The sequence below is a fragment of the Massilia sp. genome, assembly GCF_046293535.1.
GTDB lineage: Bacteria > Pseudomonadota > Gammaproteobacteria > Burkholderiales > Burkholderiaceae_D > Telluria.
On the sequence record NZ_JBKBOV010000027.1, the window covers coordinates 26,244 to 42,351 of the forward strand.

Annotated in this window: 16 protein-coding genes; 4 read left to right on the plus strand and 12 right to left on the minus strand. The window is 62.4% G+C overall.

Translation table 11 applies throughout. The annotated features are described in order from the left end of the window. Positions 1 to 97: 97 nt before the first annotated feature. From ACK4S9_RS14985 to ACK4S9_RS15015, 7 genes are all read right to left on the minus strand, one after another. On the minus strand, positions 98 to 1,054 hold the full coding sequence (locus ACK4S9_RS14985) for a LysR family transcriptional regulator (protein WP_027864665.1): 957 nt from the start codon (positions 1,052 to 1,054) through the stop codon (positions 98 to 100). Positions 1,055 to 1,207: 153 nt separating this feature from the next. After that, complete coding sequence (locus ACK4S9_RS14990; RefSeq protein ID WP_409726916.1) at positions 1,208 to 1,465, minus strand: hypothetical protein; 258 nt, start codon at positions 1,463 to 1,465, stop codon at positions 1,208 to 1,210. Positions 1,466 to 1,871: 406 nt separating this feature from the next. Then, on the minus strand, positions 1,872 to 2,423 hold the full coding sequence (locus ACK4S9_RS14995) for a DUF1003 domain-containing protein (RefSeq protein ID WP_409726918.1): 552 nt from the start codon (positions 2,421 to 2,423) through the stop codon (positions 1,872 to 1,874). A 105-nt stretch (positions 2,424 to 2,528) separates the two neighbouring features. Beyond that, complete coding sequence (locus ACK4S9_RS15000) at positions 2,529 to 2,789, minus strand: YfhL family 4Fe-4S dicluster ferredoxin (protein WP_036216851.1); 261 nt, start codon at positions 2,787 to 2,789, stop codon at positions 2,529 to 2,531. 46 nt (positions 2,790 to 2,835) lie between these two features. Next, positions 2,836 to 3,336 carry a pantetheine-phosphate adenylyltransferase gene (coaD, locus tag ACK4S9_RS15005; RefSeq protein WP_409726921.1) on the minus strand — a complete coding sequence of 167 codons (501 nt, stop codon included), beginning with the start codon at positions 3,334 to 3,336 and terminating at the stop codon, positions 2,836 to 2,838. Positions 3,337 to 3,455: 119 nt separating this feature from the next. Next, positions 3,456 to 4,100 carry a 16S rRNA (guanine(966)-N(2))-methyltransferase RsmD gene (gene rsmD, locus ACK4S9_RS15010; protein ID WP_409726923.1) on the minus strand — a complete coding sequence of 215 codons (645 nt, stop codon included), beginning with the start codon at positions 4,098 to 4,100 and terminating at the stop codon, positions 3,456 to 3,458. A gap of 44 nt (positions 4,101 to 4,144) precedes the next feature. Further along, positions 4,145 to 5,038 (minus strand): DUF6279 family lipoprotein, encoded by an 894-nt coding sequence (locus tag ACK4S9_RS15015; RefSeq protein ID WP_409726925.1) that lies wholly within the window; start codon positions 5,036 to 5,038, stop codon positions 4,145 to 4,147. 26 nt (positions 5,039 to 5,064) lie between these two features. Here ACK4S9_RS15015 and glmU point away from each other — a divergent pair, with 26 nt between their 5' ends. Next, complete coding sequence (glmU, locus tag ACK4S9_RS15020) at positions 5,065 to 6,441, plus strand: bifunctional UDP-N-acetylglucosamine diphosphorylase/glucosamine-1-phosphate N-acetyltransferase GlmU (RefSeq protein WP_409726927.1); 1,377 nt, start codon at positions 5,065 to 5,067, stop codon at positions 6,439 to 6,441. Between the two features lie 124 nt (positions 6,442 to 6,565). Here the strand turns inward: glmU and ACK4S9_RS15025 are convergent, their stop codons facing one another. Further along, the gene (locus tag ACK4S9_RS15025; RefSeq protein WP_409726929.1) at positions 6,566 to 7,036 is read right to left on the minus strand and encodes an Lrp/AsnC family transcriptional regulator; all 471 of its coding nucleotides are present in this window, start codon (positions 7,034 to 7,036) and stop codon (positions 6,566 to 6,568) included. 162 nt (positions 7,037 to 7,198) lie between these two features. Here ACK4S9_RS15025 and glmS point away from each other — a divergent pair, with 162 nt between their 5' ends. After that, entirely contained in the window at positions 7,199 to 9,028 is a 1,830-nt protein-coding gene (glmS, locus tag ACK4S9_RS15030) for a glutamine--fructose-6-phosphate transaminase (isomerizing) (RefSeq protein WP_409726931.1), read from the plus strand. A gap of 74 nt (positions 9,029 to 9,102) precedes the next feature. Here the strand turns inward: glmS and ACK4S9_RS15035 are convergent, their stop codons facing one another. Further along, a complete protein-coding gene (locus tag ACK4S9_RS15035) occupies positions 9,103 to 9,987 on the minus strand; it encodes a transglutaminase-like domain-containing protein (protein ID WP_409726933.1) in 885 nt (294 codons plus the stop codon). 666 nt (positions 9,988 to 10,653) lie between these two features. On the opposite strand from ACK4S9_RS15035, the gene ACK4S9_RS15040 reads away from it, so the two are divergent. Continuing rightward, complete coding sequence (locus ACK4S9_RS15040; protein WP_409726935.1) at positions 10,654 to 11,745, plus strand: NAD/NADP octopine/nopaline dehydrogenase family protein; 1,092 nt, start codon at positions 10,654 to 10,656, stop codon at positions 11,743 to 11,745. 4 nt (positions 11,746 to 11,749) lie between these two features. Beyond that, entirely contained in the window at positions 11,750 to 13,057 is a 1,308-nt protein-coding gene (locus tag ACK4S9_RS15045) for a hypothetical protein (protein WP_409726937.1), read from the plus strand. A gap of 18 nt (positions 13,058 to 13,075) precedes the next feature. Here ACK4S9_RS15045 and ACK4S9_RS15050 read toward each other — a convergent pair whose 3' ends face one another. From ACK4S9_RS15050 to tssK, 3 genes are all read right to left on the minus strand, one after another. Continuing rightward, the gene (locus ACK4S9_RS15050) at positions 13,076 to 13,513 is read right to left on the minus strand and encodes a hypothetical protein (protein ID WP_409726939.1); all 438 of its coding nucleotides are present in this window, start codon (positions 13,511 to 13,513) and stop codon (positions 13,076 to 13,078) included. Positions 13,514 to 13,655: 142 nt separating this feature from the next. After that, complete coding sequence (locus tag ACK4S9_RS15055) at positions 13,656 to 14,621, minus strand: type VI secretion system Vgr family protein (protein ID WP_409726941.1); 966 nt, start codon at positions 14,619 to 14,621, stop codon at positions 13,656 to 13,658. Further along, positions 14,618 to 15,958 (minus strand): type VI secretion system baseplate subunit TssK, encoded by a 1,341-nt coding sequence (gene tssK / locus ACK4S9_RS15060; protein ID WP_409726943.1) that lies wholly within the window; start codon positions 15,956 to 15,958, stop codon positions 14,618 to 14,620. The genes ACK4S9_RS15055 and tssK overlap by 4 nt, the downstream gene beginning before the upstream one ends. Positions 15,959 to 16,108: the final 150 nt, after the last annotated feature.

A 16,108-nucleotide genomic window follows, 5' to 3' on the forward strand; every position in this document is an offset into this window, starting at 1 on the left:
CGCGCGTTCAACCAGCCGTGGAATAGCCGATTCGCGTCATCTCACCGTGTAGTTGAACGCGCGGTCGGCACAGCCGACCACCCTACGGTAAGACAGATCAGACGACCTTGCGCGCGCCGGTCTTCGGCGCCGCACTCTCCGCCATGCTTTCCAGGTTCTTGCGCAGCCAGCGGTGCGCAGGGCTGCGGCCGTCACGCTCGTGCCAGAGCATGTCCAGATGCACGGCCGGCAGCTGGAAGGGCAGCTCACGCCAGACCAGCGCGTCGGTCATGCCGGTCGAGACCATCAGGTGCTTGGGCAGCACCGTGATCAAATCCGAGTTCGCCACCACCCGCCCTGCCGTGAAGAACTGGTTCACCGTCAGCAGGATGCGGCGCTCGCGGCCAATCTGCGCCAGCGCTTCGTCGACCAGGCCGTGCGCGCGCCCCGAAAAACTCACCAACAGGTGGTTGGCCTTGCAGTAGGTGTCGAGATCCAGCTTTTCCTTGGCCAGCGGGTGGTCCTTGCGCATCACGCACACGTAGACGCCCGAATACAGGCGCTCGTGGCGGATCGGCGAGCCGGTCTCGTACGACAGCTGGGCCGCCACGCCCGGGAAGAAGCCCACCGCCAGGTCGATGTCGCCGCGCAGCAGCATCGGGCGCGGTTCGCGCGTCGTCAGCGGCACCATGCGGATGTTCACGCCCGGCGCTTCGCGCTCGATCGAACGCATCAGCGAGGGCAGCCACAGGGCGGCGGTCGCGTCGGCCATCGCCATCCGGAAGGTCGCCTGGGCTTTCGACACGTCGAAGGTTTCCGGCATCACGGCCGCCTCCAGCGCGGCCAGGGCCTGGCGCACTGCCGGCCACAGCGCTTCCGCACGCGGCGTCGGCTTGACGCCATAGGCGGTGCGGATCAACAGTTCGTCCCCGAGGCTTTCGCGCAACCGCTTGATCGCGTTCGAGACCGCCGGCTGGGTCATCGCGAGGTGCCCGGCGGCGCGGGTGAGGTTTTGCTCGGTCATCACTGCGTCGAAGACGCGCAGCAGGTTCAGGTCAAGCGTCAGGAAGCTCATGGGAACTGGTTGGTGGCAATACGGAAGGTGCGCCCAGTGTACCTCAAGTATTCACAGAATGCATAAGCGTCATCAGTGAACAGAATTAGATTTATATGTTGCATCGCACTATATTGTGCCCAACTGAACAATTCGCACATCATGTCTGCCTCATTAAGCCTCATCCAGACCGCCGGCGCTGCCGTTGCAGCCGTTCCTGTCGGCCAGGTCCTCCGTGCCGCCACCGGCCTTGCGCTGCTGGGCGGTGTCGCCATGTTTTTCCGTCCGCTGCTCGTCGGTATTGGCCGCGCCGCCGTGTTGACCGTGCGCCCGCGCCCGCCGAAAGCCCACCTGGCCAAGCGCCACTGATCCAGTTTTCTCCGTTTGAACGCGGCCTCCGATCCGGACGCCGCGTTTTTTTTCGCCCGTCATTCCGGCCTCGCCGGCACGTTACCGACCATCCAGCGTAGTAGCTTTGGTGACTCTTCGTCACCGGGCTTTTCTCGCCCATTCGATTTAACAAAGTTCACGAAGAGTCGATATGTGAATCAGAGACGAATCTTTCAGAAGTGCGAAATGAAGAGTCAATCGATGACGTTATGAGCATGATGCGGAAACAAGCGCGATCTTAGACGGATGGGGGCGGGCGAAGAAAAGCAGTGCATCGACAGTGCCTTTGGGAGAAGTTATGGGCATGAAGGATGAATATTGTTCAGTAATAGAAGAGGTTCAACACAATTCAACTTCTCTTACAGAATATGGATGAGTATTGGTAGTAAGGCGCGCGCAAGCGGCCATGTCTGTGCTCCAGGACCTTTTTCGGATCGTGCGCAGTAAATTATTTGCGCTCGCAATTGAACTGCTCCGCCGAGTCCTCGATGATGGACAGGACGGCTTGCGTATCGGTCGGCCTGGCCAGTTCGTCGGCCTCGGGGTCGGACTTGTCCCGGATGTTGGGCAGGTCGCGCCGCAGTTCTTCCAGCATGCGGATGATCTTGCTGTTCTTTTCTTCCGCCAGCAGGTTGATCTGCAGGTCGAGGTGGGAATGCTGGCTGGCGAGGGTGGACATGCGATTCTGGCGAATCAGCACGGTGGTGGAAATAATGAAGGCGTTCAGGGCGATGAGTCCCTGCAGCCAGAAGAAGGGCGGCTCGTCCCACTGGTTGAAGCCGAGTTCGGGCGCTGCGAGGTTCCAGCCAATCCAGAGCACGACGAATACCAGGTTGCCGACCACATAGCCCGGGCTGCCAAGGAAGAAGCTGATTCTCTCGACAGCTCTTTGAGCCGGGGACAGTTCCTGATTATGCCGTGCGTAGAATTCCGCCACCGTGCCCAGGTGCTCCTGGAAGGCGGATGGGAGGGCTTGCCTGTTGTCGTCGGGCGTCTCCATCGAACCAGCATAGCACCGGCGGCGGGCATGCGCGCGCGCACGCGCCTGGATAGGGACTACAAAGCTGGGGCAATAAAAAAGCCGGCAGAACAGCCGGCTTGGGGATCAGGCCTCTGCCTTGGCGGCAGTCAGGCGTTCATATTTGGCGTGCAACTGCTCGCGTGTTTCGCGCCACTCGGGATTGAGGGGAATGCAGGCGACCGGGCACAATTCCGCGCAGGTCGGCTGTTCGAAATGGCCGACGCACTCGGTGCACTTGTGCGGGTCGATCTGGTAGAACTCGGCGCCCATCGAAATGGCGTCGTTCGGGCATTCGGGTTCGCAGACGTCGCAGTTGATGCAATCGTCGGTAATCATCAGTGCCATGGCAGTGCTCGTTCCTTGCTGCGGGTTTGCTGCGGATTGTTGCTGGTCAGGCCGCCGGCGCCGCCTTGATGGATGCGATCTTCTTCTGCAGCCAGCGGTCCACCGATGGGAAGACGAATTTCGAGACGTCGCCGCCCAGCATCGCGATCTCGCGCACGATGGTGCCCGAGATAAACTGATATTGGTCGGAAGGGGTCAAAAACAAGGTTTCGACATCGGGGAGCAGGTAGCGGTTCATGCCCGCCATCTGGAACTCGTATTCGAAGTCGGACACCGCGCGCAGGCCGCGCACGATCACGCGCGCATCGTGCTGGCGCACGAAATCCTTGAGCAGGCCGGAGAAGCTTTCGACTTGCACGTTCGGATAATGGCCGAGCACTTCATTGGCGATTTCCAGGCGCTCGTCGAGCGAGAAGAACGGTCGCTTGTTCTTGCTGTCGGCGACGCCGACGACCAGGCGGTCGAACAGACCCGATGCGCGGCGCACTAAATCTTCGTGCCCTCGCGTGAGCGGATCGAAAGTACCTGGATAAACGGCTACAACCATTGCGGCTCCCTGGAGAATCACCTAATCAGAACGCGCATTATGCCTGAAAATCCGGCAACCGCCCCAGCCTGGGGCGGCTTTTGCCCAATCTTTGTGCAGGTTTTATTGCCCTGGGCGTTTCAAGCGCCGGCCTGCGTCGATTTCAGCAGGTAGTAATAGACCATGCCGGCCTTGTCGGCGCGGATCGCATCCCAGCCTTCCAGCCAGTCGGGCAATTCGGCGTCCAGCGGCAAGGCTTCTCCCGTCTCGGCAAAAACCAGGCCGTCTTCATTCAGAATAGCCTGGCACAGCGGCAGAATCTGGGTGAGCAGTCCCAGCTGATAGGGCGGATCGAGGAAAATCACGTCGAAGCGCTGGCCGCGCGCGGCCAGGTCCTTGACCAGCACCAGCGCGTCGGCGCGCAGCACTTTGACGTTGCCGGCCTTGAGCTTGTCGCGGTTGGCTTCCAACTGGCGCGCCGCCGCCCCATGGTTGTCCACCATCGTCACCGAGGCCGCGCCGCGGCTGGCCGCTTCGAAGCCGAGGGCGCCGGAGCCGGCGAACAGGTCGAGGAAGCTGGTGCCTTCGAAATCGCCGCCGAGCTGGTGCCGGATCCAGTTGAAGACGGTTTCGCGCACGCGGTCCGGCGTCGGGCGCAGGCCATCGGCGTCGAGTACCGGCAGCAAGGCGCGTTTCCAGGCGCCGCCGATGATGCGCACCTGGCGCGGCGCCAGGCGGGGAGCCCCGTGGGCTGGTTTGGAGGGTTTGGAGGACTTCTTTTGCATGGGCGGCACTATAGCATCAGCCAGCACCAGCGCCTGCCCGGCCCTTATTTACCGGCTGCCAAGGCCTGGAAATCGTTGATCCAGCCCTGCATGCGCTCGTGCGCGTGCTTTTTCTGCGCCGGGGTGGCGATGCGGATCGCGGTCAGCATGAATTTCGTGGTCTGGTCGAGGTAGGTGTCGTAAAAGGCCTTGCGCTCGGGCGACTCGGTGCGGTTGAAGAACTCGCGCTGCATCGCTGCGATCTGGGCCGCGGCCTGCTCGCGGTTCGGCTTTTCCTGCTGAAACTTGCGCAGCAGGCCGAGGATGCGGCGCTGGCGCCAGACGCGTTCTTCCAGCCAGATGTGGCTGTCGAGCGGGCGGGCGTCGGACGCCTTGCGCAGGAGGGCTTGCTGTTCGCTGTTGAAGTTCCCGAACCACAGTTCGAGCTGCTTCATCGCCTTCTTGTAGCGTTCACGCTGGCGCTTCTCCTGGCTGCCTTCGACGAACTTGCGGCGAAACTCCTCGTTTTTCGAATTGAACTTGCGCTCGATGTCGGCGATCTGGTCCGGTTTGATGGACAGTGCAAGGGTGGTCATTTCCGGCACGGCGCGCGCTGCCAACCGTTCGCCGCGGACACGGATTTCCTTGTAGATGCCGACCAGGTCGGCCTGGCTCGGGTTGCCGGCAAGTTCCTTCTGCATGGTGCCGAGCAGTGCCGCGTAATCGCGCAGCTGGGTCTGGCGGTGCCACTGGAACAGCTTGTCGATGTCGCGCTTGGCGACGGTGGCCTGTTCGCCTTCCAGATCGGCATAGGAATCCAACCACCAATACAGTAAGGTATCGCCCTGGTTATAGGTGAAACGCACCGAGCTGCAGCCTGCAGCGAGGGCGAACAGTGCGATCAGGCATACAGCAATAGTGCGCCGGAACAAGGTATCCAGCGTGATAAAATTTTTCATATTATCAATTATTTGAGGACGGCTTTATGAACGTTGTAATCCTCGCCGCCGGCATGGGAAAGCGCATGCAATCCGCGCTGCCGAAAGTCTTGCATCCACTGGCGGGGAAACCGCTGTTGCGGCACGTCATCGATACGGCCAGTAGTTTATCGCCGAGTAAATTATGCGTCATTTACGGGCACGGAGGCGCAGCGGTGCCGGAGATGGTGGGCAAACTGGCCGAACAGACCGGTACCCAGATTGATACCGCCCTGCAGCAGCCGCAGCTGGGAACGGGCCATGCGGTGATGCAGGCCGTGCCGCAGCTGGACGAGAGCGTGCCGACCCTGGTGCTGTACGGCGACGTGCCGCTGACGACCGGCGCGTCGCTCGGCCGCCTGGTGGAAGCCGCCGGCACGGACAAGCTCGCCATTCTGACGGTCGAGCAGGCCAATCCCTTCGGCCTGGGCCGCATCGTGCGCGAGAACGGCAGCATCGTGCGTATCGTCGAAGAAAAGGATGCCAGCGAAGCCGAGCGCGCGATCCGCGAAATCAACAGCGGCATCATGTGCATCCCGACCGTCCACCTGAAGCGCTGGCTGGCGGCGTTGTCGAACAACAATGCCCAGGGCGAGTACTACCTGACCGACATCGTGGCCCAGGCCGTCGCGGACGGCGTGCCGGTGGTGTCGGCCCAGCCTTCGGCCGAGTGGGAGGTGGCCGGCGTCAACAGCAAGGTGCAACTGGCCGAGCTCGAGCGCCGCCACCAGCTGAACATCGCCAATGCGCTGCTGGAAAAAGGCGTGACCCTGATGGATCCGGCCCGCATCGACGTGCGCGGTGAACTGGTGTGCGGCCGCGATGTCGTGATCGACGTCGGCTGCGTGTTCGAAGGCCGCGTGGAGCTGGCGGACGGCGTGACGGTCGGCCCGCACTGCGTGCTGGTGAATGCGAAGATCGGAGCCGGTGCTCAGATCAAGCCCTTCTGCCACATCGAGGATGCCGTGGTCGGCGACAAGTCGCAGATCGGTCCCTATGCGCGCCTGCGCCCGGGTACCGAACTGGGCGAGGACGTCCATGTGGGTAACTTCGTCGAGATCAAGAACAGCCAGGTCGCCGCGCACAGCAAGGCCAACCACCTGGCCTATGTGGGCGACGCTACCGTCGGCTCGCGCGTCAACATCGGCGCCGGCACCATCACCTGCAACTACGACGGCGCCAACAAGTTCCGCACCGTGATCGAGGACGACGCCTTCATCGGCAGCGACAGCCAGCTGGTGGCGCCGGTCACCGTCGGCAAGGGCGCGACCCTGGGAGCGGGCACGACGCTGACCAAGGATGCGCCGGCGGGCAAGCTGACCATCTCGCGGCCGAAGCAGCTGACGGTCGAAGGCTGGTCGCGCCCGGTGAAGACGAAGAAGTAATCCACCGGGTACCGACAGGCTAATCACAGGAAAGGCACAGGAAAAACACAGGCTAATCACAGACTTGTCCTGTGGTTTTCCGGGTGCTAATCCACAAAATTATCCACAGGATTTTCTGCTGGAATCAGACTGCGATCCGGGTGTCGAACTTGGAGCGGTGGGTGGAAAAATAGGCCTTCACGTTGCGCACGTTGGCGTGCGCCGTGAACAGGCGGTGCGCCAGCGCGTGGTAGGCCGGCATGTCGGCCACCTGCACGATCAGCACGAAATCGGGCCCCGGGCTGACGCGGTAGCACTGCAGGACCGCGGCGTCCTGCGCCACCAGGGCTTCGAACTCGTCCATGCGCTCGGCGGCCTGCACGTCGAGCGTGATCTCGACGATGGCGCTCAGGCGCGCGCCGACCTTGGCCGGGTCGACGATCGCCACCTGGCGCTGGATGACGCCGCTGTCGGTCAGTTGTTTCACCCGGCGCAAACAAGTCGGCGGTGACACATGCACGAGTTCCGCCAATTCCGCATTCGTATGCGATGCATCAGCCTGCAATGTATTCAGAATGCGACGATCAAGTTCGTCGAGGAGTGGTTGATCTGACATCGTTTGAAATAAGTATAAAAAAATTCGCTTAAGATGAAAGAATATTTCATGTCTATGTACTGATGAAATAATCTATCAAATTCAGATGAATTCTGAAAGCTTATTTCAATCGTGTTGCTCTACGATAGATTTCATTGCAAATCTTTTAGATGAGGTCCAACCATGTGCGGTATCGTCGGTGCAGTCGCCAAGCGCAATATCACCCCAGTCCTGATCGAAGGCCTGAAGCGTCTCGAATACCGGGGCTATGATTCCTGCGGCGTGGCCGTGCACCTGGACGGCAAACTGACCCGTGCACGCAGCACCTCGCGCGTGGCCGAGCTCGAGGAGCAGGTGCGCGAAGCCCACCTCGACGGCTTCACCGGCATCGCCCACACCCGCTGGGCCACCCACGGCGCGCCGGCTTCGCACAACGCCCACCCGCACTTCTCGCCAAGCGAAAACAATGCGCGCATCGCACTTGTCCACAACGGCATCATCGAAAACCACGACGAGCTGCGCAGCGAACTGAAGGGCCTCGGCTACGAATTCACCAGCCAGACCGACACCGAAGTCATCGCCCACCTGGTCGACCACATGTACAACGGCGACCTGTTCGACACCGTCCAGCAGGCCGTCAAGCGCCTGCACGGCGCCTATGCGATCGCCGTGTTCTCGCGCGAAGAGCCGCACCGCGTGGTGGCCGCCCGCCAGGGCTCGCCGCTGATCGTCGGCGTGGGCGAGAGCGAGAACTTCGTGGCCTCGGACGCGATGGCGCTGGCCGGCACCACCAGCCAGATCATCTACCTCGAAGAAGGCGACGTGGTCGACCTGCAGCTGGCGCGCTACTGGATCGTCGATAGCGAAGGCCGTCCGGTCGAGCGCGAAGTGAAAACCGTGCATGCCCACACCGGCGCCGCCGAGCTGGGCCCGTACCGCCACTACATGCAGAAGGAAATCTTCGAACAGCCGCGCGTCATCGGCGACACCCTGGAAGGCGTGACCGGCATCATGCCGGAACTGTTCGGCGACGGCGCCTATGGCGTGTTCAAGGAAATCGACCGCGTGCTGATCCTGGCCTGCGGCACCAGCTACTACGCCGGCCTGACCGCGAAGTACTGGATCGAGTGCATCGCCAAGGTTCCAGTCAACGTCGAGATCGCCAGCGAATACCGCTACCGCGACAGCGTGCCGCACCCGCAGACCCTGGTCGTGACCATTTCGCAGAGCGGCGAGACGGCCGACACCCTGGCCGCGCTGAAGCACGCGCGCAGCCTCGGCATGCCGCACACCTTGACCATCTGCAACGTCGCCACCAGCGCCATGGTGCGCGAGTGCAAGCTGGCCTACATCACCCGCGCCGGCGTGGAAGTGGGCGTCGCCTCGACCAAGGCGTTTACGACCCAGCTGGCCGCGCTGTTCCTCCTGACGCTGACCCTGGCGCAAGTGAACGGCCGCCTGACCGACGCCGAAGAAGCCGAACACCTCAAAATGATGCGCCACCTCCCGGTCGCGCTGGGCTCGGTGCTGGCGCTCGAGCCGCAGATCATGGCCTGGGCCGAAGAATTCGCGCGCAAGGAAAACGCGCTGTTCCTGGGCCGCGGCATGCACTACCCGATCGCGCTGGAAGGCGCCTTGAAACTCAAGGAAATCTCGTACATCCACGCCGAGGCCTACCCGGCCGGCGAACTGAAGCACGGCCCGCTGGCGCTGGTGACCGAAGAGATGCCGGTAGTAACGATCGCGCCGAACGATGCGTTGCTGGAAAAGCTGAAGTCGAACATGCAGGAAGTGCGCGCCCGCGGCGGCCAACTGTACGTGTTCGCCGACGTCGACTCGCGCATCACCTCGGGCGACGGCCTGCACGTGATCCGCCTGCCGGAACACTATGGCGACCTGTCGCCGATCCTGCACGTGGCGGCGCTGCAGCTGTTGGCTTACCACACGGCGCTGGCGCGTGGGACCGATGTGGACAAGCCGAGGAACCTGGCGAAGTCGGTGACGGTGGAGTAAGCGTCAGCTTCGTCCAGCCTCGCTGCTGAACGAAAGCCCATGTGTGCCATGGCCACATGGGCTTTTTTATTGATTTATGTATTCACTTCCTTTTTCCGGGCGTTCAGGTATTCATTCTTTAAATCCTGGTAGATCGTATCCAGTTCCGCGACCTGGCTGCTGTAGTGATGGAAATTCTCCTTGCTTTCCATCGCCAGTTTCGCGTGTTCGGACAGTAATGCGATCGACCTGACCCATTTGCTCCATGAGGGAAGCTTGGACAGTTCGTTGTCGTATACCTTGTCGAACTGATCCACCATGTAATACATGGAGCGGTTTTCCACCATGCTGTCGCTCTTGTCGCCGGTGACGAAGACTGCAAACGGAGCGATCATGTCGTCGGAAATGGCGGGGTCGATCGTGATGCGTTTGCCGAATCCGAGCCGCGCTTTCACCCATTGCTCGACCCCGATCACATTCATGGTCGGATCGACGGGCAACCACGTGCCCGAGGTCTCGTCAAACACTTCCAGCCACCGGTGATCGTTATGGCGGGCGCCGAAGAGGGAATAGCGCGCTCCTTTTTCCTTCACCAACTGCTCCGCCTGGCCCTGGCGTTCGGGATGCAGCCGCGACAGGTTGACCTCGGCAATGGAGCGCGTCCTGATGTTCATCGCCTTGACGATCGCCACATACACCTGGGCCAGGTCGTAGCAATTACCGGCCCCGCGTTCCAGAATCTCTTTCACGGTTCTACGCTTGTGGTCGGTTGCCACCCACTCCAGTCGATTGCTTACCCAGCTCAGCAAAGTACTCGCTTTCTGGTAGTCGGTATGATCGTTCGCGGTGATCTGCTCACCAAGGGTTTTCAGGTTCAGGTTGGTCGTATCGATTTTTTCCGAAAGACTGGTACGGCCGGACTGGGCAAAAACCAGAAAAGGCTGTGCGGCAAGGAGCAAAAGAACAAGGAGTTTTTTCATGGAATTTCAAGCTGCTAGGTTTGATGTCGCCAAAGATGGAACCGGTTTGACATGCATATCTGGTTAAAAAACCAGGGTACCTGCCTGTCAAAACCAAGCACTATCGCACGAAAAACTTTGGCAAGTCAGCATTCCAGCGGGCTGATCTAACAAAGGAAAGAACCCTTGTTGCATGAGCAAAATTGTAACAATATGTGTATAAGTCTCATGCTCCAAAGCAGGTTCATCAAGTCTAGGCTACGGGCAGAAAAAGCTTTCCGGCATCGTTCACTCCGTCACTTCCTGCTCGTCCGTAGAGTGGAACAGCCTGCAGCTGCTTGTTTCCTAAATACATTAAGTCCTATTAACAGTGGGCAAAATGTGTTCTTTTTTAGCCGATCTGTACGCTTCTTGTTCCCATACGCGGTCCGGAATTCGGTTGACTTCCGAATTGAACAAACTTATCTTAATTTCATCGATGAGCAGATAAAAGATGTGCTTGTTTGATAATTTTCTATTCGTGCGGTGACGCGGAGAGGCATTGTGACTTCTCCTGAGGAAGCGTTTGCGCGACGTCCCATGCGGTTGCCGCCTTGATGAACCCGATGACCGGGCCGCCGCCTCATGGCGGAGCCTGGCACCGACGCTCGCCGCGTCGTGCCGCGCGGCCGGTCGAATGGAGGACGCATGAATGTGTTAATGGTAGGTGCAGGCAATGCGGGATGCGCGCTCGGCGCGATCCTGGCACAGGACGGGCACCGGGTGGCCTTGCTGAAAACCTCGCACTCGCTGCACGATCAGAACTTCGATACCGTGCGCGAGACCCGCACGATCAAGCTCATCAGCAATCCGAAAGGCGGCGAGACCAGCACGGCGTCGATCGCCCTGGCCACGCGCGACCTCGAGGAAGCATTCGCCGAGACGCCGGACGCGATCATCATCACCACCCAGACCCAATGCCATGCCGAGATCGCCGCGCTGATCGGTCCCTACCTGAAAGCACACCAGTTGGTGCTGTTGGCGCCCGGCTACATGGGCTCCTGCTATTTCCTGCCTTACCAGCAGAAGGAGGGCTTCCTGCTGGCGGAAGGCGAAAGCCTGCCCTATGACGCGCGCATCGTCGAGCCGGGCGTCGTCAACGTCCTGTTCCGCAACACGCGCAATGCGCTGGCCTTCCTGCCGCGCGAGCGCGCCGCCGAAGGGCTGGAACGCGCCGCGCGCCTGTTCCCGACCTATGTTGCCACCCGTACCAACGTGGTCGAGTCGGCCATGCACAATCCGAACCTGATCGTGCACACCATCGGCACCCTGCTCTCGGCCAGCCGCATCGAGCATGCGGAAGGCGAGTTCTGGATGTACCGCGAAGCTTTTACACCCTCGGTGCTGAACCTGCTGTACAAGCTCGATGCCGAAAAGAACGCCGTCATCGTCGCCACCGGCGGCAAGCCTTCACCCTATTTTGACGAGTGCAAGTTCCGCAATGAAGAAGATCTGTCGCAACCGTCGATTTCCGTGTTCCGCCGCTATGCGCGCGAAGGCGGGCCGAAGGGGCCGGCCACCTTGCAGACGCGCTTCATCACCGAAGACGTGCCGATGGGCCTGGCGCTGCTGTCCTCGATCGGCCGCCTGATGGGCGTGCCGACGCCGACCGCCGACGCCCTGACCGTCATCGCCAGCGGGCTGCTGGACCGCGACTTTGCCGCCGAGGCAAGGACCCTGGAAAAGCTGGGACTGGGCGACAAGTCGCCGGAAGAGTTCAAACGCGTACTGAACGGGTGAGGCCATGAGCATCCACGACCTGCTCGCCAAACCCTATTACGCCTGGCGCCGCTATATCCCGAGCCGCGTGCTCTACCATCCGGATTTCTTCAGCGTGCAGGACATGCTGTCGCGCGACCAGGCCGCCATCGCGGAACTGGCCCAGCAGCGCCTGCGCAAGATCCTTGTCCACGCCCTCGAACACGTGCCCTATTACGGGCGCAGCGTCAAGCTGAGCATCGAGGAGGCGAACAACGAACCGGTGCAGGAAGTGCTGGCGGCCTTCCCCTTCCTGGCCAAGGAAGAAGTGATGTCGCAGCAGCGCTACTTCCTCGACCGCCGGCTCGACCCGCAAAAGCTGATGTATGCGACCAGTGGCGGCTCGTCCGGGCAGGGCATCGGCCTGTGGCGCACCAAGCGCCTGGCCGACATCGAGAAGGCTTTCTTTACCCATGAATGGGGCAAGCTCGGCTTTTCCTTCGACAAGTCGCGCATCCTGCGCATCGGCGCCGATGCGCGCCGCCTGGCACACGAAGAACCGGCGCGCGTGGTCGGCAACCGCCTGATGCTGTCGCCCTATCACGTGCACGACCAGCACAAGGCGGCCATCGTGGAAGCGATCCGGCGCTTCCAGCCCGAATATGTGCACGGCTACCCGAGTTCGGTGACGGCGCTGGCCGAGTTGGTCGACGCCGGGGAGCTCGACGTGCAGGTGAAGGCGGTACTGCTGGCTTCCGAACCGGCGACGCCGGCGCAGCTCGCGTCGATCCGCCGGCTGTTCCGTGCACCGGTGTCACTTAACTATGGTTTGTCGGAACGGACGAATCTGGCCTTCCTGAAGGTCGATGAGGATGGCATCTCGGATTATCGGTTCCAGCCGCTCTATGGCTGGAACGAGAACCGCATGGACGGCGACCGCCCCGAGATCGTCGGCACCTCGCTGTGGAACGACGTGATGCCGCTGATCCGCTACCGCACCAATGACTACGGCCTGATCGATGCGGACGGCCGCTGCCCGGGCATCGATGGGCGCGGTCATGAATACCTGGTGGACCGCTCGGGCAAGCGCATTCCGGGTCTGTCGATCGTCATCGACGAGGTCACCTGGGACTTCGTGCGCCTGTACCAGGTGCGGCAGAAGAAGCCAGGCGAGATCACGCTGGCGGTGGTGCCGCGCCACGGCAGCCTGAACGACGAACAGCGTGCCTTCGTGCTGGATGCCCAGCAAAAGCGCTGGGGCGGCTTCTTCGACATCGCGCTGCAGGAAGAAAGCGACATTCCGCTGGCGCCGAACGGCAAGCGCAAGCTGGTGGTGAATTCGCTCACGACCTGACGCGCGACTCCCGGCAGCTTATGCCGGGGGATGTACCAAGGCCGCGGTGCACAGGTAAGGATCCTCGTTGCCGACGCAGAGGATCGGCGCCCCACGCTCCAGCGCATAGTGCCGCGCCAGCGCCAGCACCGTCACGAAGGGCACGGCGCCGCAGCTTCCGCTGCCCAGGCCGACGCGGACGATGTCGTCCGCGGCATCGACTTGCGGGATCGCCGGTGCGCTCAGGCCCATCAGCTCGAGCACGCGGTTGGGGCGGTGCGCGGTGTCGGCGACGACCATGCTGATCTGGGAGATATCCACCGCCGCAGCCTTGCTTGCCTGCTCGGCCAGCTCGAGCAGCAGGCTCGGATCGACACGTTTGGTGTCGTCGGCCGAGGTATCGCGGCGGCGCTCGTTGACGGGATCGAGCAAGGTGAACTCGGCGCCGCATGCGTGGGCCGGTTTCAGGTCGGTCAACAGCAATCCTGCGGCGCCTTCGCCGGGGATCTGGCCACGCGATTGCGAGGAGGTGAACAGGGACGATTGCGCAGCCAGGCGGTCGATGCTTTCCTGCCCGATCAGCGAAGCGCAGGCGATGACGAGGGCGACCTTTGGGGCGTCACCGGATGAGCGCCCCGGTTCCTTCGAACACCTTGTTGCCGAGCTCCAGGGCTTGCAGCATCAATTCGCTGTGGGTGTCGGCGGCGCCGCGTTCGGTGGCGATGCGTTCGCCGCTGCCGTCGTAGAGCTGCAGCGGCGGCAAGTCTCCCGCGTCGAGATGCGAGGCATGTTCGCAGGCGGGCGCCAGCAGCTGCGCCGGATCCCAGCTGCTGGTTGCGACGCGGTTGGCCTGTACGCTGCGGCGCGCCCGGAAGCCGTCGATGGCGTCGTCCTGCTCGGTGGCGCGCACGCCATGAAAGCGCAGGGTCTCGCCGCCCGGCGTGGCTGGCGCGAGCGCCCTGCCGTCGAACACGATCAGGCGGTGTTTGGCCTGCCCATGCGCACGGTCGCCGGCATCCTCCGCCTGGTCATGCTCGAAGCGCCAGTTGAGGCCTTCCGATGCCAGCACCCGCGTGAAGAACTCCAGGTCGTTCTCGCGGTACTGGGTGCAGACCGCGCGCGGCAGCAGCTCCTGCGTGATGTCGAAATCGAAACGCACCTGTGGATAATCCGCCAGTAATTCACAGGCGATGTCGCGGACGTTCTTGTCCTGCAAGATGTAGCTGTCGGGCCGCAGCGCCAGCATGGACAGCGCCGGCTCGAGCCGCAGGCGGTAGCGCGCCACGCCGCCATCCGCGCCCAGCCAGGCAGCCGAGGTGCACAGACCGTGCCACATGCGGCGTGATCCGTCCGGTTGCAGCAGCCCCACGGTCAGCTCTTCGCCGATAAATAGTTCGAGGTCGAGGTCGGTCGAGGTGCTGAGCGCATCGACGTCGAAGGCGAACAATGCGTTGACCGCCTCGAGTCCGCTGAACGCTTCCGCCGCCAGGGATTCGGGCAGGGCGCTATCCTGGCTGCTCGCCAGCGTGATGAGCCGTGCGTGCTGGCTCAGGCCCGTGCCGAAGACGCCCAGCGGGCCGTTCATGCCGCGACGGCCAGCAGCTCCAGCCGCAGCTCCTTCATGCCGGCCGGGACGTAGATCGAGATCGATTGCGCCTTGAGCATGCGCTCGTACATCGGCCCTTTCGCCTCCAGCACGAAGTAGCAGGTCTCGGGGCGCACCGGCACCGCCGCCGGCAGCTGCGGTGCGTACTGCAGCCGCACGCCCGGCAGCGCCGACAGCACGAACTTCTCGACGTCGTCCGGCGCGCCGACCTTGAAGCGCAGCGGCACCACGTCCACCAGCTCCACCGCGGGGATCGCGGCCGAGACCGCGATGTAGAAAGTGGTGCGCTCGTCGATCTTGCCCGAGTCGAGCGCGCCGATGTGGTAGGACGGCCGCACCTCGCTGAGCGCGATCGCGAAGTATTTCGAGGAGATCACCGTATCGAGCAGTTCACGGATGATCGCGTGCAGCTTGGCGAAGGACGGTCCCGGATCGTTGTGCTGGTAGGGCGGCAAATCGGAAAGTAGCCAGCTTTTGGAGAAGGTCATCAGGCCGCCCGCCAGGTCGAGCAGTTGCTCGTACAGGCGCTCCGGATGCAGGGCGGGATGGTTGAAGTGGTGGGTCAGCGTCGCATAGGCGGAACTGGCCGTGTGCAGCAGCCAGAACGAGGACATGTCGCCCGAGCGGAACTCCACCACGTTGCGGCTCGGCTCGCGCTGGTGCCCGTACAGGGCGGCGGTCTTGGCCTGCAGCGCATCAAGCAGGCGGCGCAGTTGCTGGAACAGCACCGGCGCGGCCCCGGTCGACAGCGTCGGCGGCACGAAGCTCTCGTCCATCTCGAAGCCGCCGGTGGAGGCGCGCCGCAGGCGCAGCAGCGGGAAGTGGATGTAGGAGTCGCGCGGCTCCGCCTCCGACACCAGCCGCACCGCCTTCTTCAGGTAGGACAGCTGGACCGGCGCGGCCTGGGTGTAGAGGTCGGGCGTTTCCTGGTTCGCCTGCACGAAGCGCGCCGTGTTGCTGGCCTGTCCGGGCGGGGTGAAGTTGCCGCTGAAAGGCTTCATGCCGGGCAGGGCGACGTAATAGGTGATGCTCTGCTGCGATGGCGGCAGCAGGCTCAGGTCCACCGTCTCGGGCAGCGCGTCGACGTCGGGCGCGTCGACCAGTTCCCCATCCTGGAAGCGCACCGCCAGGGACAGCAGGCGCAGCACGCTGTTGGCCAGCGCCTCGCGGTCGACCTGCAGCGCCTCCACGCCCCAGGCATAGGGATGCACGGCCTTGATGCTCTTGTGGAGGCATTGTTCGTGATAGTGGTCTTGCCGCTGGAAGTGCTGTGGACGCAATAACAGGCCTTCGCCCCAGAGAACTTTGCTGGTCATGTCTCTGTCCTCCCTCAAGTTTTATTCGGATTTGGTGGAACGTATCTCAGAGGAACCATAACAACTGGAAAGGGTTGCCCATGTGAAGTTGATCAAACGTTGGCGCTGCCCCGCGTGGCAACATCGAATTTCGTTTTTTGCCGTCCACAG

Excerpts from the sequence above, each read along its gene's own strand:
- ACK4S9_RS15055 (WP_409726941.1), bottom strand. The coding sequence starts at position 14,621 with ATGAACGGCCCGCTGGGCGTCTTCGGCACGGGCCTGAGCCAGCACGCA.
- ACK4S9_RS15015 (WP_409726925.1), bottom strand. The coding sequence starts at position 5,038 with ATGAAAAATTTTATCACGCTGGATACCTTGTTCCGGCGCACTATTGCT.
- tssK (WP_409726943.1), bottom strand. The coding sequence starts at position 15,958 with ATGACCAGCAAAGTTCTCTGGGGCGAAGGCCTGTTATTGCGTCCACAG.
- rsmD (WP_409726923.1), bottom strand. The coding sequence starts at position 4,100 with ATGCAAAAGAAGTCCTCCAAACCCTCCAAACCAGCCCACGGGGCTCCC.
- ACK4S9_RS14995 (WP_409726918.1), bottom strand. The coding sequence starts at position 2,423 with ATGGAGACGCCCGACGACAACAGGCAAGCCCTCCCATCCGCCTTCCAG.
- glmS (WP_409726931.1), top strand. The coding sequence starts at position 7,199 with ATGTGCGGTATCGTCGGTGCAGTCGCCAAGCGCAATATCACCCCAGTC.
- ACK4S9_RS14985 (WP_027864665.1), bottom strand. The coding sequence starts at position 1,054 with ATGAGCTTCCTGACGCTTGACCTGAACCTGCTGCGCGTCTTCGACGCA.
- glmU (WP_409726927.1), top strand. The coding sequence starts at position 5,065 with ATGAACGTTGTAATCCTCGCCGCCGGCATGGGAAAGCGCATGCAATCC.
- ACK4S9_RS15035 (WP_409726933.1), bottom strand. The coding sequence starts at position 9,987 with ATGAAAAAACTCCTTGTTCTTTTGCTCCTTGCCGCACAGCCTTTTCTG.
- ACK4S9_RS15045 (WP_409726937.1), top strand. The coding sequence starts at position 11,750 with ATGAGCATCCACGACCTGCTCGCCAAACCCTATTACGCCTGGCGCCGC.
- ACK4S9_RS15000 (WP_036216851.1), bottom strand. The coding sequence starts at position 2,789 with ATGGCACTGATGATTACCGACGATTGCATCAACTGCGACGTCTGCGAA.
- ACK4S9_RS14990 (WP_409726916.1), bottom strand. The coding sequence starts at position 1,465 with ATGACGGGCGAAAAAAAACGCGGCGTCCGGATCGGAGGCCGCGTTCAA.
- ACK4S9_RS15040 (WP_409726935.1), top strand. The coding sequence starts at position 10,654 with ATGAATGTGTTAATGGTAGGTGCAGGCAATGCGGGATGCGCGCTCGGC.
- ACK4S9_RS15025 (WP_409726929.1), bottom strand. The coding sequence starts at position 7,036 with ATGTCAGATCAACCACTCCTCGACGAACTTGATCGTCGCATTCTGAAT.
- coaD (WP_409726921.1), bottom strand. The coding sequence starts at position 3,336 with ATGGTTGTAGCCGTTTATCCAGGTACTTTCGATCCGCTCACGCGAGGG.